Below are 13,553 nucleotides of genomic sequence, written 5' to 3'. Positions count from 1 at the left end.
CATGAGCGTCCTGCCCGCACCGCGCGTCCACGCGCGGTCGAGGATCGCCACGCGGTTCTCGTCGTTCGGTCCGTTGGTCGTCGTGGCCGGGACCATCTGCGTGCTGTTGGTCCTCGCGGCGGTCTTCGCGCCGCTCGTCGCGCCGCACGACCCGAACGCGATCGACCCCATCAACGTGTTCCTGGGGTCCTCGAGCGACCACCTGCTCGGCACCGACGACACAGGCCGGGACCTGTTGTCGCGGTTGATCTACGGCGCGCGCCCGTCGCTGGCCGGGCCGGCCTTCGTGATGTTGTTGGCCTCGACCCTCGGCGCCGCGCTGGCGCTGGTCGCGGGCTGGTACGGCGGCTGGGTCGACGGCGGGATCTCGCGCCTGATCGACGTCCTGTTCGCGTTCCCGGGGCTGATCATCGCGATCATCGCCGCCGCGGTCTTCGGCGCCGGCTTCACCGCGCCCGTGATCGCGCTGGCGATCGCCTACACGCCGCTGATCGCGCGCGTCCTGCGCAGCGCGGTGGTCAAGCAGCGCTCGCTGCCCTACGTCGAGGCGCTCCGGGTCCAGGGCTGCAGCGGCCTGGCGATCTGCTTCAGGCACATCGTCCCGAACGTCGCGCCGCTGATGTTCGTGCAGTTCGCGGTCGGCTTCGGCTACGCGATGCTCGACCTCGCGGCGATCTCGTTCCTGGGCCTCGGCATCCAGCCGCCGACCGCCGAGTGGGGCGTGATGGCGGCCAACGGCAAGGCCGCGATCCCGGACGGCAACCCGCAGCAGTCGCTCTACGCGGCGCTCGTCGTAGTCATAGCAGTCGTGTGCTTCAACATCGTCGGCGAGCACTTCGCGCGGCGGTTCGAGGCCGAGGACGTGATCTAGATGTCGTTGTTGGAGATCGACGGGCTGCACGTCGAGCTGCCCGGCCCGGACGGCGGCAGGCGGCCGGTGATCCACGACGTCGAGTTGCACGTGGACGCCGGCGAGGCGGTCGGGCTGGTCGGCGAGTCGGGCTCGGGCAAGACCATGACCTTGCGCTCGATCGTGCACCTGCTGCCGCGGGGCGCGGTCGCGAGCGGGAGCGTGCGCTTCGACGGGACCGACGTGTTGGCCTTGAAGGGCGCCGAGCTGCGCCGCTGGCTGGCCTCCGACGTCGCGGTCGTCTTCCAGGACCCGCGCGCGCACATCAACCCGACGCGGACGATCGGCGACTTCCTCTGCGAGGCGCGCGTCCTGGTCCGCGGGGAGAAGCGCGGCGCCGCGATGGCCCGCGCCGAGGCGCTGCTGGACGCCGTCGGGATCGCCGACGCGCGCAGGCGCCTGCGCCAGCGGCCGTTCGAGCTGTCGGGCGGGATGCTGCAGCGCGTGATGATCGCGGCCGCACTGGCCGCCGAGCCGAAGCTGATCCTCGCCGACGAGCCGACGACCGCGCTGGACGTCACCACGCAGGAGGAGGTGATGGCGATCCTCGACGAGTTGCGCCGCGAGCGCGGGCTGGCGATGGTCTTCGTCACCCACGACCTCGAGCTCGCCACCGCGGTCTGCGACCGCGTGGCGGTGATGTACGCCGGGCGGATCGTCGAGGACGAGCCCGCCGCCGCGCTGCACGCCTGCGCGGCGCACCCCTACACGGTGGCGTTGCTCGCCGCGCGGCCGGGGCTGCGCGCGGGCGGCGAGCCGCTGGCGACGATCGAGGGGCGGCCGATCAGCGCGTTCGAGGCGAGCGACGCGTGCGCGTTCGCGCCGCGCTGCCCGCGCGCGGAGGCCGTGTGCCGGGTGCAACGCCCGGCGCTCCGCGACGTCGGCGGCGGCGCGGGGCGCGCCGCCTGCCACTTCGCGGAGGCGCAGGTGGTCGCGACATGAGGTACTTGGAGGTCAGCGGCCTGCGCAAGGACTTCAAGGTGCAGCGGCCCGACGCGCTCGGCCACGACGTCTTCACCGCGGTCGACGGCGTCGACTTCGCGGTCCCGGCGGGCGGCGCGCTGGCGATCGTGGGGGAGTCGGGCAGCGGGAAGACGACCTGCGCGCGGATGATCGCGGGGCTCGAGCGCCCGACGGCCGGGACGATCGCGGTCGACGGCGAGGCCTGGTCGCACGGCCGCCTGTCGCGCGCCGAGCGCAAGCGGCGCGGGCGCGCGATCCAGATGGTCTTCCAGGACCCGTACCTGTCGCTGGACCCGCGCCAGTCGGTGCGCGCCTGCCTGAGCGAGTGCTTGTCGTTGCACTTCGACCTCGACCGCGCGGCCGAGGAGCGACGTATTCAAGAACTGCTCGACCTCGTCGGACTTGACGACCGCCAGTCGCGCGCGCGGCCGCGGGGTCTCAGCGGCGGCCAGCGCCAGCGCGTGGCGATCGCCCGCGCCCTGGCGGCCCAGCCCAAGTTGATGATCTTGGACGAGGCCGTCGCGGCGCTGGACGTCTCGATCCAGGCGCAGGTCCTCAACGTCCTGGCCGGGATCCGGCGCGAGACCGGCGTCGCGTTCCTGTTCATCTCCCACGACCTCGGCGTGGTCCGCCAGGTCTGCGACGACGTCGTCGTCATGCACCAGGGCGTGATCGTCGAGCGCGGCAGCGCCGAGCAGGTCCTGACCGCCCCGTCCGAGGCCTACACCAAGCGCCTGGTCGACTCGATCCCGCGCCCCGGCTGGAAGCCGCGCCGGCGCCTGAAGGAGCACGTGAGCTAGATGTTGGACAACGAGACGACGATCCCGTTCGAGCGCCTGACCGCGCGGCCGCCCGGCCCGCTGGCCGAGGAGCACATGGTCCGGATGCGCGACGGCGTGCGGCTGGCGACCGACGTGTACCTGCCGGCCGGCGACGACGATGTGGTCCCGCCCGGCCCGGTCGTGCTGATCCGGCTGCCGTACGACAAGAACGGCGAGTACACGTTCATCCCCGACATCGCCACGTACATGGTCGACCGCGGCTACCGCGTGGTCACCCAGGACGTGCGCGGGAAGTTCCGGTCCGAGGGCGAGGCGATCCTGTGGATCAACGAGGCCTACGACGGCTACGACACGATCGACTGGATCGTCGCGCAGGGGTGGTCGGACGGCGTGGTCGGGATGTGGGGCGACTCGTACTACGGCTACACGCAGCTGGCCGCCGCGTCGGCGGCGCACCCCGCGCTGCGGGCGATCGCGCCGCGCGTGACCGGGACGGGGCTCGGCGACGTGCCGGTCCGGCGCCCGGGCGAGCGGACCTCGGAGGTCGAGATGGGCGTCGGGCGGCTGTACCCGGTCACGCACTTCCAGGCCAACGACACCTACCACTGGGAGATGGACTGGAGCGCGCGGCCCTACGCCGACGCGGTCGAGCGCTGGTTCCAGACCGTCGGCGAGCGCTCGCCGTCCTACGACCTGACGATGCCGGAGCCCGCGCCGCTGCGGCGCTTCCCGGCCGGGCACCCGTTCGCGGCGCCCGCGATCCCGATGTTGATGACGATCGGCTGGTGGGACAACTGCGCGCCGTGGTCGTGGGCCGACCACGCGCAGGTCGCGGAGCGGCCGGCCTGGGCGCTGAACGAGTGGCTGCTGCTGGAGGACATCGACCACGAGAACAACTCGTTCGCGAAGGTGCCGTACACCGAGGACGACAACCCGGTGACGAGCGCGCAGGCGCGCGCCGCGATGTTCCCGCGCTACCTGGATCCGGCCCTGGAGTTCTTCGACATCTTCCTGCGGGGCCAGGGGTCGGCGAGCGACCTGCCGCGCGTGCGCTGGAAGGTCGCGGGCGAGGACGAGCTGCATGCCGCGCCGTCGTGGCCGCCGCCGGGTGCGGCGTCGGTGTTGTTGTACGCGTCAAGCGACGGGCGCCTGCGCGACGTGCCGGAGCCGGGGGAGACCGCGCGCGAGTGGACGCACGACGCCGAGGCGCCGGTGCCCTCGCCGGTCGACAACGCGTTCGAGTTCCTGCGCGAGTTCCCCGACGAGCGCGAGCTGGCCGAGCGAGATGATGTCCTTGTCTTCGACGGCGACGTGGCCGAGTCATCGTTGTTGCTCGCGGGGCCGGTCGGGCTGCGCGCGACGATCGCCTCGTCGGGTCCCGAGATGGACCTGTTCGCGCGGCTGGCCGACGTGGCTCCGGACGGCGCGGCGCACCTGATCGCGCGTGGCCAGGTCACGCTCTACGACGCGGCCGAGCCGGCGAGCGTGGACGTCGACATGGGCCACACCGCCTACCGCCTGGCGCCCGGGCACCGCCTGCGGCTGACGCTGGCGAGCAGCGACTTCCCGGAGTTCGTCCCGGCCCCCGGCAACGGCGGCCATCGCTGGCTGGAGGCCGACACCGAGCCCAACCGCCAGTCGGTCGTGCTCGGCGGCGACGCGGGTGCGGTGCTGACCTTGAGCATCATCAGGTAAACTGATACTGTTGTCGGCATGCCCGCTCTTCCCGATCCCGAGCTGACGTTCGCCTTCGAAGCCCGTGTCTCCGTCGCACCCAGCGAGCGCATCGGCCACGGGGTCGGCGAGGAGCTGTGGTTCACGCCGATCACCGGCGGCACCGTCGACGGTCCCCTCTTGCAGGGGACCGTCGTCGCCGGTGGCGGCGACTGGTCGACCAAGCGCGGCGACGCCACCGAGCTCGACGCGCGCTACCTGCTGCGGGCCTCCGACGGGACGCTGATCGACATCGTCAACCGCGGCTTCTGGCGCGCGAGCGAGGATGTGGAGCAGCGCCTGATCGCGGGCGAGGAGGTCGATCCGTCGCAGTGGTACTACCGGACGGCGCCGGTCTTCCGGACCGACGCGCCCGCCCACCGCTGGCTGGCCGAGACCGTGTTCGTCGGCCTGGCCCGCGAGGACCAGGGCCAGGTCTGCATCCGCTTCTACGCGCTGGCCTGATCGGCGCGCCCGGCCTGTACAGGCCGACGGGCCCCGGCCCGGCATGATCAGAGGCGCATGATCAACGGCGGAGTCTCGTTCTGGTACGCGTCGACGGCGATCCCGCGGCGGCGCGCGCCGCTGCCCGGCGACGCGGAGGCCGACGTCTGCATCGTCGGCGGCGGCTTCACGGGGCTGTGGACCGCCTACTACCTCAAGCGCGCGCGGCCGGAGCTGGAGGTCGTGGTGCTCGAGCGCGAGTTCGCGGGCTACGGCGCTTCGGGGCGCAACGGTGGCTGGCTGTCGTCGGCGTTCAACGGCTCCCGGCCGGCGATGGCGGCGCGGCACGGCGAGGCGGCGGTGATCGCGCTGTCGCGCGCGATGCAGGAGACCGTCGACGAGGTGCTCGGCGTCTGCGAGGCCGAGGGGATCGTGGCCGACCAGCTCAAGCGGGGGATGCTGACCGTCGCGCGCAACCCCGCGCAGGCGGCGCGGCTGGCGGCCGGCCTGCCCGCGGTCCGGCGCTGGCTGCCCGACGGCGAAGATGATGTGGTTGCCTTGACGCGCGACGAGGTCGCGGCGCGCGTGCACGTCGAGGGCGGGCTGTCGGGGTGGTTCACGCCGCATGCGGCGCGCGTCCAGCCCGCGAAGCTCGTGCAGGGGCTGGCGGCGGCGGTCGAGCGGCTGGGCGTGAGGATCTACGAGCAGACCGCGGTGCGCGCGATCGAGCCGGGGCGCGCGGTGGCGGACAGCGGCGCGGTGGTCCGGGCGCGGCACGTCCTGATGTGCCTGGAGGGGTTCACGCCCGGGATCGAGGGGCAGAAGCGCACGTGGCTGCCGCTGAACTCCGCGATGGTCGCGACCGCGCCGCTGGACGACGCGACCTGGGCGCAGGTGGGGTGGACGGGCGCCGAGCTGCTCGGCGACGGCGCCCACGCCTACATGTACGCCCAGCGGACGGCCGACGGGCGGATCGCCTTGGGCGGCCGCGGCGTGCCGTACCGCTTCGGGTCCAAGACCGACCGCGACGGCGTGACGCAGCAGCAGACGATCGACCAGCTCGTCGGGATCGTCCGCGACATGTTCGGCCCGGCGTTGCGCGAGGTCCCGATCGAGCACGCGTGGTGTGGCGTGCTCGGCGTGCCGCGCGACTGGTCGCCGACCGTCGCGCTGGACCCGGCGACCGGCATCGGGATGGCCGGCGGCTACGTCGGCAACGGCGTCGCGACGACGAACCTCGCGGGGCGGACGCTGCGCGACCTCGTGCTCGGCGCCGACACGGAGCTGACGCGGCTGCCGTGGGTCGGCAAGGCCGCGCGGCGCTGGGAGCCGGAGCCGCTGCGGTGGATCGGCTCGCGGTTGGTGTACGGGTTGTACCGCGCCGCCGACCGGCGCGAGATGGAGGCCGGGACGGCCAGGACGAGCCGTCTGGCGACGGTCGCCTCGGCGCTGTCCGGGCGGCACGACTAAGCGGTCGTCGTCGCTCCCGCGACGGCCAGGACGATCTCCGCGAGCCGCGGGCCCGCGTCCTCCTGCGAGAAGTGGGCGGCGCCGGTCAGCGTCTCGTGCGGCTGCCCGGCGGCGCCCGGGATCCGCTCGCGCAGGACGCGGTCGGCGCCGCGCGTGATCGGGTCCTGGTCGCCGAACGCGCAGACGAACGGCTTCTGCCAGCGGTCGAGGACCTCCCAGGCCGCGCGGTTGGCGGGCGCGGCCGGGTCCTCCGGCGAGGCGGGGACGAGCGCCGGGAAGCGGCGCGCGCCCGACTTGTAGGACTCGTCCGGGAACGGCGCGTCGTAGGCGGCGATCTCGGCGGGACTGAGGTCGCGGCCGGTGCCGCCGTTGACGATCACGCCGACCGGGAACTCCGGGACCGACAGCGCGAAGTCGCGCCAGCGCTCGAAGCCCTCGCCGAGGTCGCGGTCCCCGGTCGGCAGGAACGTGTTCGACGCGACGATCGCGGCGAACCGGTCCTCCTGCTCGGCAGCGAGCCGGAGGCCGAGCAGCCCGCCCCAGTCCTGGCCGAAGAGCGTGACGTCCTGCAAGTCAAGGACATCAACAACCAGCCGCGTCAACCACATCATGTGGCTCGCGTAGGTGTAGTCCTCGCGCGCGGCCGGCTTGTCGGAGCGGCCGAAGCCGATCAGGTCCGGCGCGATCACCCGCAGCCCCGCGTCCGCCAGCGGCGCGATCATCGACCGGTACAGGTACGACCACGACGGCTCGCCGTGCAGCAGCAGCACCGGGCGCCCGTCGCGCGGGCCTTCGTCGACGTAGGCCATCCGCAGCCCACCATCGCCGACCTCGGCATACCGGCTCTCATGAGCCCAGCCCTCAAGCCCCTCGAACCGCTCGTCCGGGGTACGCAGGATCTCCATGGCGCGCCAGCTTGACAGCCGGCGCGGCGGTCAGGACTCGACGAGGACGGCGCCGGCAGCGAAGCCGGCGCCGAAGGCGGTGAAGAGCATCAGGCCGCCGGGGGCCGGGATGCGGCCTTCGGTGCGGGCGGTGTGGAGGGCGAGGGGGATGGAGGCGGCGCCGGTGTTGCCGACCTGGGCGATGGTGTCGGCGACGCGGTCGGCGGGCAGCGACAGGCGCTCGGACAGCGTGCGGGTGATGCGGGCGTTGGCCTGGTGGGGGACGACCAGGTCGATGTCATTGACATGCAGGCCGGCGTCGGCCAGGACCATGCGACAACAACGCTCCATGCCGTCGACCGCGCGGGCGAAGACGGCCTGGCCGTCCATCCGGACCAGGCGATCGTCGTGGCCGACGACCAGCGCGCCGGCCTCGTCGGGCTCGGACCACAGCGTGGATGCGCCGAGGCGCATGCCGGCACCGGCGGTCAGGACGACGGCACCGGCGCCGTCGGCGAACAGCGCCGCGGTCTTGCGGTCGTCGTGGTCGGTGAAGCGGCCGAGCGCGTCGGCGGCGATCAACAACACGCACTTCGCGCGGCCGGACTCGATCAGCGCCGCGCCCTGCTCCAACCCGGCGAGGAAGCCGGTGCACGCGAGGTTGACGTCCCACGCCATCGCGCGCCCCGCGCCGAGACGGCCGGCGATCAGCGGCGCCGCGCACGGCATCACGGCGTCGGCCGACGCGGTGGCGACCAGGACGGCGTCCAGCTCGGACGCCTCGACGCCGGCGTCGGCCAGCGCTTCACGGGCGGCGGCCTCGCCGAGATCGCACAGCGTCCCGTCCTGCGGCAGCCGCCGCAGGGCGTGGATCCCGGTGCGGCGCGTGATCCACTCCGGCTCGACGCCGACGCGGGCCGCGACGTCGGCCACCGGGACCGACTCCGCGGGCAGCGCGGCACCGAGGCCGGCGATGCCCGCCCAGCGGACGCGCCGCGCGGGCGCGACGGCGGGGGCGGGCAGGTCGTCGGTGCGGAGGAGAGCCGTGGGCATCGCCCCCAGCGTGTCGCGCACGCCATCGCGCTGCCGCCGCAACCCGCCGATCGGCGGGGTCGCCACCCGTCAGGCGGAGGCCAGCTCGCCGACCTGGAGGGTCGTGATCTCCAGGACGAGGTCGATCAGCTCGGTCACGAGCGGGTTGTCGTCGTCGCGGCGGCGGGCGATCGCGAGCGTCGAGGGCTCGGCGTCGACGAGCGGCACGTACGCGATCGTCGGCCACGGGAAGTAGTTGGCGATCACCGCGGGCGCGGTGTCGAGCCCGGCGCCGCTGGCGATCAGGTGCAGCCAGTCCTCGAGCTTGTCGGCGGTGTGCGGGCACGTCTGCGGCCGCCTGCCGTTCTCCTTGACCAGCAACCAGTGGTCGCGCCACGCCTGCGGGACCGACTCCGGCTGGACGATGAACGTCTCGTCGGCGAGGTCGGCCGGGCTCAGCGACCTCCGCGTCGCCAGCGGATGCGACCGGGCCATCACGACCGTCCGCGGCGCCCTGCTCAGCGGCGTGATCTCCAGGTCGGGATCGTCGAGCGGCAGGTACAGGAACGCGAGGTCGGCGTGCGGGTTGCGCAGCCCGTCGGCCATGTCGCTGAAGTCGAAGGCCCGGATCTCGACGCGCAGGTTCGGATGGCGCCCGTTGAAGCGGGCCAGCAGCGGCGCGAGGATCTCGCCCGGCGCGGGTCCGAGAGACCCAATGGTCAGCAGTCCGACTTCGCCGCGCGCCAGGGCGCGGGCGCGGTCCATCGCGCCGTCGGCCGCGGCGAGCAGCTCGTGGGCGTCCTCCAGCAGCTGCTCGCCGGCCGGCGTCAGCTCGACGCGACGGGTGCTGCGGGCGAACAGCGGGCCGCCGATCTCCCGCTCCAGCTGGCGGATCTGCGAGCTCAGCGCGGACTGCGCGAGCCGCAGCCGCGCGGCGGCGCGCGAGAAGTGCAGCTCCTCGGCGACGGCGACGAAGTAGCGCAGCTGGCGGAGGTCCATCACAGTCAATCTATCGCGCCACGCGCATAATCGTGCGCAAGTTGCTGTTGTAAGACGATTCGCGGGAAGAGCATCCTGCCGCCCGTGACCGCTGCGAGGAGAGTCCGGGTCGACGTCGAGGGCACCCCTGCCTGGGGCCGCCGCGAGGGCGACGAGATCGTGTTGGACGACGGCCGCCGCCTGGCCGAGGCCGACGCCACCTACCTGGCGCCGGTGACGCCGTCGAAGATCATCGCGGTGCACCTGACGTACCGCTCGCGGGTCGACGAGTACAGGGCCAACACGCCGCCCGCGCCGTCGTACTTCATGAAGCCGCCGACGACGCTCAACGGCCACCGCGGGACGATCAACCGCCCCCACGGCGCCGAGTTCCTCAACTACGAGGGCGAGCTGGCCGTCGTGATCGGCAAGCGCATGAAGGGCGTCGGCGTCGACGACGTCCTCGACCACGTGGCGGGCTACGCGCCGGCCAACGACGTCGGGCTGCACGACTTCCGCCACGCCGACCGCGGCGCGATGCTGCGCGTCAAGGGCCAGGACGGCTTCCTGCCGATCGGCCCGGAGGTCGTGCCCGCGAGCGAGTTCGACCCCACCAACTTCGAGTTGACCACCACCTTGAACGGCGAGGTGGTCCAGCAGGCGACGGCCGACGACCTGATCTGGGGCGTCGCCTACCAGCTCGCCGACCTCAACCGGCTGATCACGCTGGAGCCGGGCGACGTGATCCTGAGCGGCACGCCGGCCAACTCGCGGCCGATGGACGTCGGCGACGTCGTCGCCGTCGAGATCAGCGGCCTCGGCCGCGTCGAGAGCACCGTGGTCGACTGGGACGTCGACCTCACCCAGGTCGGCGACCAGATGGAGACGTCGGCCAACACCCTGCACGTCGCGCTCGCGATCCCCGAGGACGAGGCCGAGCGCATGGCTGCCGAGAGGAGCAAGGTCTGATGAAGGTCCACGTGGACATGAACCTGTGCCAGTCGCACGGGGAGTGCGTCTTCCCGGCGCCCGACATCTTCGAGCTGGGCGACGACGACGTCCTCGTCTGGAAGGAAGACGTCGACGAGTCGCGCCGCGCCGACGTGGAGGCCGCGGTCAACGCGTGCCCCATGATGGCGATCCGCATCGAGGGCTAGGACGTGCCCGACCGCGTCGTCATCGTCGGTGCCTCGCTCGCGGGGCTCCGCGCCGCGCAGGCCGTGCGCTCGGCGGGCCACACCGGCACGCTGGTCGTCGTCGGTGACGAGGCGCACCTGCCGTACACGCGGCCGCCGTTGAGCAAGCAGTTGCTCGCGGGCGAGCAGGAGCACGCCGACTGCGCGTTCCCGGGTGCCGACGCGGTCGACTGCGAGTGGCGCCTGGGCGCCGCGGCGACCGGGCTCGACCGGGAGGGCAAGGTCCTTGCCTTGGCCGACGGCGAGACCATCAACTACGACCGCCTGATCGTCGCCACCGGCGCCCGCGCGCGGACCTGGCCGGATCAGGTCGACGGCGTGCACACGCTGCGCGGGGTGGAGGACGCCCTGGCGCTGCGCGCCGCGCTCGACGCCAGGCCGTCGCGGATCGCGATCGTCGGCGCCGGGTTCGTCGGCTGCGAGGTCGCGGCGACCGCGCGCAGGGCGGGCGTCGCGGTGACGCTGATCGACGTCGCGGCGCAGCCGCTGCTGCCGCTCGGGCCGGAGCTCGGCGCCCGCGCGGCCCAGCTGCACCGCGAGCACGGGGTCGACCTGCGCCTCGGCGAGGGCGTCGCGGCGGTCGACGCCGCGGGCGTCACGCTCGCCGGCGGCGACCGCGTCGACGCCGAGGCCGTGCTGGTGGCGCTCGGCGCGATCCCCAACACCGAGTGGCTGCAGGACTCCGGCCTTGCGCTCGACGAGCGCGGCGGCATCCTCTGCGACGGCACGCTCACGTCGGTCAACGACGACGACATCTTGGCCGCGGGCGACGTCGTCTCCTGGCCGCACCCGCTCGCGGGCGGCGACGTCGTGCGCGTCGAGCACTGGACGGTCGCCGCCGAGCACGGCGCGCTGGCCGGACGCAACGTGATGGCCAACGCGGGCGAGCGCAGCGGCCACGTCGCACCGCCGTACTTCTGGTCCGACCAGTACGACATCAAGATCCAGGCCGTCGGCTTCCCGGCCCGCGCCGCGACGCTGGAGATCGTCGAGGAGGACGGCCCGCGGCTGATCGCCGAGGCCCGCGACGCCTCCGGCCGCCTCGTCGGCGCCATCGCCTTCAACAACGCCAAGAAGCTCGCGGCCTACCGCCGCCAGCTCGCGACCGAGGCGGTGGCGGCGTGAGTCAGAGCAAGGCCTTGTTCTTGCAGCACGGCGACTGGGGCCCGCCCGGCCTGCTCGCCGAGTGGGCCGACGCGCGCGGCATCGCCTACGACGTCCACCACGCCAAGCACGGCGCGCCGCTGCCCGAGCTCAACGGTCAGTTGTTCATCGCCTCGCTCGGCTCGCCGCACAACCCCAACGACACGGACGTCCCGGAAGTCGCCGCCGAGTTGGGGTACCTGCAGGACGCCGTCGCGCAGGACATCCCCGTGCTCGGCCTCTGCTTCGGCGGCCAGATGCTCTCCAGCGCGCTCGGCGGGACCGTCGAGACCGCGCCCAGGCGCGAGATCGCCTGGCACCGGATCGACTCCACCGACACGGAGCAGATCCCCGAAGGCCCCTGGCTGCAGTGGCACTTCGACCGCTTCACGCTGCCGCCCGGCGCGCAGCAGCTCGCGTCCTCGCCCGCGGGCGTCCAGGCCTTCGCCCACGGGCGCCACCTCGGTGTCCAGTTCCACCCCGAGAGCACGATCGACATCGTCATGCAGTGGGCGCACGCCGAGGACGCGCGCCTGGAAGACCTGAGCGTCGCCGACCGCGAGCAGCTGCTCGAGGACGGCCGCGACCACGCGGACGCCGCCGCCACGGCGGCGTTCGACCTCTTCGATGCCTTCTGGCGGAGAGCGCAGACATGAAGGAGGAGACCCCGATGCAGACCACAGCGTCGTCCGCGGTGCAGCTCAACGGCAGCGCGAACCCGCCGGAGCCGGCGGCCGTGCCGACCACCTCGATCCGCGTCCTGTACCCCGACCTCCACGGCGTCGCCCGCGGCAAGGACATCCCGATCGGTGAGTTCGACCACGCGATCGAGTCCGGGCTGTGCTTCTGCTCGGCGGTCATGGGCACCGACCTGCGCCACACGCCCGTGCGCGGCGGCGAGGAGGGCTACCCGGACCTGACCGCGCGCCCCGACCTCGCGACGATGGCGCCGCTGCCGTGGGATCCGGGCGTCACGGTCTGCCTCAGCAACTTGGAGCCGGCCGAGGGCGGCGAGGCGATCTCCGACCCGCGCGGCGCCGTCCGCAGCGCGGCCGCGCGCCTGTCCGAGCTGGGCCTGGACGCGATCGTCGGGCCCGAGCTGGAGTTCTTCCTGCTCAAGCGCGACGAGAACGCCGAGAACGGCATCGCCCGCGTCGTTGACAACCTGTCGATGGTCTACACGGTCGGCCAGCAGGCCGATCCGGGCGGGTTCGTGCGCCGGATGACCGAGCAGCTGGCGGAGCTGGGCCTCGAGGTCTTCGCGGTCAACCACGAGTACATGAACTCGCAGTACGAGATCAACCTGCGCCACGCCGACGCGCTGACCGCCGCCGACCGCGCGTTCATGCTCAAGATGGCCGTCAAGGACATCGCCGCGATGAACGGGCTGCTGGCGACGTTCATGGGCAAGCCGTTCAACGACCAGGGCGGCTCGGGCACGCACCTGCACCTGTCGCTGAACCGCGACGGCGCCAACGCCTTCAACAAGTCCGACGACGCCGACGGCGTCAGCGACGAGGCGCGCTGGTTCATCGGCGGCGTGCTGGAGCACGCGACCGCGCTGATGGCGATCCTCAACCCCACCATCAACGCCTACCGGCGCATCCAGCCGGACTCGCTGGCGCCGACGCACGCCAACTGGGGCTGGGACAACCGCTCCACGTTCGTGCGCGTTCCGCCGGAGCGCGGCAAGGCCGCCCGGATCGAGCTGCGCGTCGGCGACGGGGCGGCGAACCCGTACCTGGCGATCGCCGCGGTCCTGGCCGCCGGCGAGGACGGCATCCGCCGCAGGGTCGCGCCGCCCGCGCCGGTCACCGGCGACGCCTACCGCGCCGACCCCGAGCACGCGGGCACGCGCCTGCCCGACGACCTCGAGGACGCGCTCGACGCGCTCGAGGCCGACACGGTCCTGACCGCCGCGCTCGGCCCCGAGATCGTCCGCGACTTCCTGGCGGTCAAGCGCTTCGAGGTCGAACGCCACCGCGCCTGGGTCTCCGATTGGGAGATCGCCGAGTACGTGCACCACCTGTAGAGCGAG

The 13,553-nt window shown here is 73.2% G+C and carries 14 protein-coding genes; 11 read left to right on the top strand and 3 right to left on the bottom strand.

Features of this window, described 5'->3' with window-relative positions; all coding sequences use genetic code 11:
- Position 1: 1 nt before the first annotated feature.
- The 6 genes from H030_RS35845 to H030_RS0127800 are packed head-to-tail and all read left to right on the top strand — an operon-like array spanning position 2 to position 6,282.
- Positions 2–871 carry an ABC transporter permease gene (locus H030_RS35845; protein ID WP_035130456.1) on the top strand — a complete coding sequence of 290 codons (870 nt, stop codon included), beginning with the start codon at positions 2–4 and terminating at the stop codon, positions 869–871.
- The gene (locus tag H030_RS0127820) at positions 872–1,852 is read left to right on the top strand and encodes an ABC transporter ATP-binding protein (protein ID WP_027008540.1); all 981 of its coding nucleotides are present in this window, start codon (positions 872–874) and stop codon (positions 1,850–1,852) included.
- Positions 1,849–2,673, top strand: a complete 825-nt coding sequence (locus tag H030_RS0127815) for an ABC transporter ATP-binding protein (RefSeq protein WP_081691237.1) — start codon at positions 1,849–1,851, stop codon at positions 2,671–2,673. The genes H030_RS0127820 and H030_RS0127815 overlap by 4 nt, the downstream gene beginning before the upstream one ends.
- Positions 2,674–4,350 carry a CocE/NonD family hydrolase gene (locus tag H030_RS0127810; RefSeq protein WP_035130454.1) on the top strand — a complete coding sequence of 559 codons (1,677 nt, stop codon included), beginning with the start codon at positions 2,674–2,676 and terminating at the stop codon, positions 4,348–4,350.
- Positions 4,351–4,368: 18 nt separating this feature from the next.
- Positions 4,369–4,833 (top strand): DUF3237 domain-containing protein, encoded by a 465-nt coding sequence (locus H030_RS0127805; protein ID WP_027008537.1) that lies wholly within the window; start codon positions 4,369–4,371, stop codon positions 4,831–4,833.
- Between the two features lie 57 nt (positions 4,834–4,890).
- Positions 4,891–6,282, top strand: a complete 1,392-nt coding sequence (locus tag H030_RS0127800) for an NAD(P)/FAD-dependent oxidoreductase (protein ID WP_027008536.1) — start codon at positions 4,891–4,893, stop codon at positions 6,280–6,282.
- On the opposite strand, the gene H030_RS0127795 is transcribed toward H030_RS0127800, so the two are convergent.
- The 3 genes from H030_RS0127795 to H030_RS35840 all read right to left on the bottom strand — a co-directional run bounded on the left by H030_RS0127795 (position 6,279) and on the right by H030_RS35840 (position 9,197).
- The gene (locus tag H030_RS0127795) at positions 6,279–7,187 is read right to left on the bottom strand and encodes a haloalkane dehalogenase (RefSeq protein WP_027008535.1); all 909 of its coding nucleotides are present in this window, start codon (positions 7,185–7,187) and stop codon (positions 6,279–6,281) included. The genes H030_RS0127800 and H030_RS0127795 overlap by 4 nt on opposite strands.
- A 30-nt stretch (positions 7,188–7,217) precedes the next feature.
- A complete protein-coding gene (locus H030_RS0127790) occupies positions 7,218–8,219 on the bottom strand; it encodes a 3-oxoacyl-ACP synthase III family protein (protein WP_155892325.1) in 1,002 nt (333 codons plus the stop codon).
- Between the two features lie 69 nt (positions 8,220–8,288).
- Positions 8,289–9,197, bottom strand: a complete 909-nt coding sequence (locus H030_RS35840) for a LysR substrate-binding domain-containing protein (RefSeq protein WP_051223863.1) — start codon at positions 9,195–9,197, stop codon at positions 8,289–8,291.
- Between the two features lie 84 nt (positions 9,198–9,281).
- On the opposite strand from H030_RS35840, the gene H030_RS0127780 reads away from it, so the two are divergent.
- From H030_RS0127780 to H030_RS0127760, 5 genes are read left to right on the top strand one after another with little or no spacing between them, the layout of a single operon-like run.
- Positions 9,282–10,145 carry a fumarylacetoacetate hydrolase family protein gene (locus H030_RS0127780; protein WP_035130450.1) on the top strand — a complete coding sequence of 288 codons (864 nt, stop codon included), beginning with the start codon at positions 9,282–9,284 and terminating at the stop codon, positions 10,143–10,145.
- Positions 10,145–10,333, top strand: a complete 189-nt coding sequence (locus H030_RS0127775; protein WP_027008532.1) for a ferredoxin — start codon at positions 10,145–10,147, stop codon at positions 10,331–10,333. Before H030_RS0127780 ends, H030_RS0127775 begins: the two co-directional genes overlap by 1 nt.
- Before the next feature lie 3 nt (positions 10,334–10,336).
- Complete coding sequence (locus H030_RS0127770; RefSeq protein ID WP_027008531.1) at positions 10,337–11,497, top strand: NAD(P)/FAD-dependent oxidoreductase; 1,161 nt, start codon at positions 10,337–10,339, stop codon at positions 11,495–11,497.
- Complete coding sequence (locus H030_RS35835; RefSeq protein WP_081691236.1) at positions 11,494–12,171, top strand: type 1 glutamine amidotransferase; 678 nt, start codon at positions 11,494–11,496, stop codon at positions 12,169–12,171. Before H030_RS0127770 ends, H030_RS35835 begins: the two co-directional genes overlap by 4 nt.
- 14 nt (positions 12,172–12,185) lie before the next feature.
- Positions 12,186–13,547, top strand: a complete 1,362-nt coding sequence (locus tag H030_RS0127760; RefSeq protein ID WP_081691243.1) for a glutamine synthetase family protein — start codon at positions 12,186–12,188, stop codon at positions 13,545–13,547.
- Positions 13,548–13,553: the final 6 nt, after the last annotated feature.

The sequence above is a fragment of the Conexibacter woesei Iso977N genome, assembly GCF_000424625.1.
GTDB classification, from domain to species: domain Bacteria; phylum Actinomycetota; class Thermoleophilia; order Solirubrobacterales; family Solirubrobacteraceae; genus Baekduia; species Baekduia woesei_A.
Note: the sequence above shows the minus strand (reverse complement) of the source record. Positions and strands in the feature narration are given on the sequence as shown.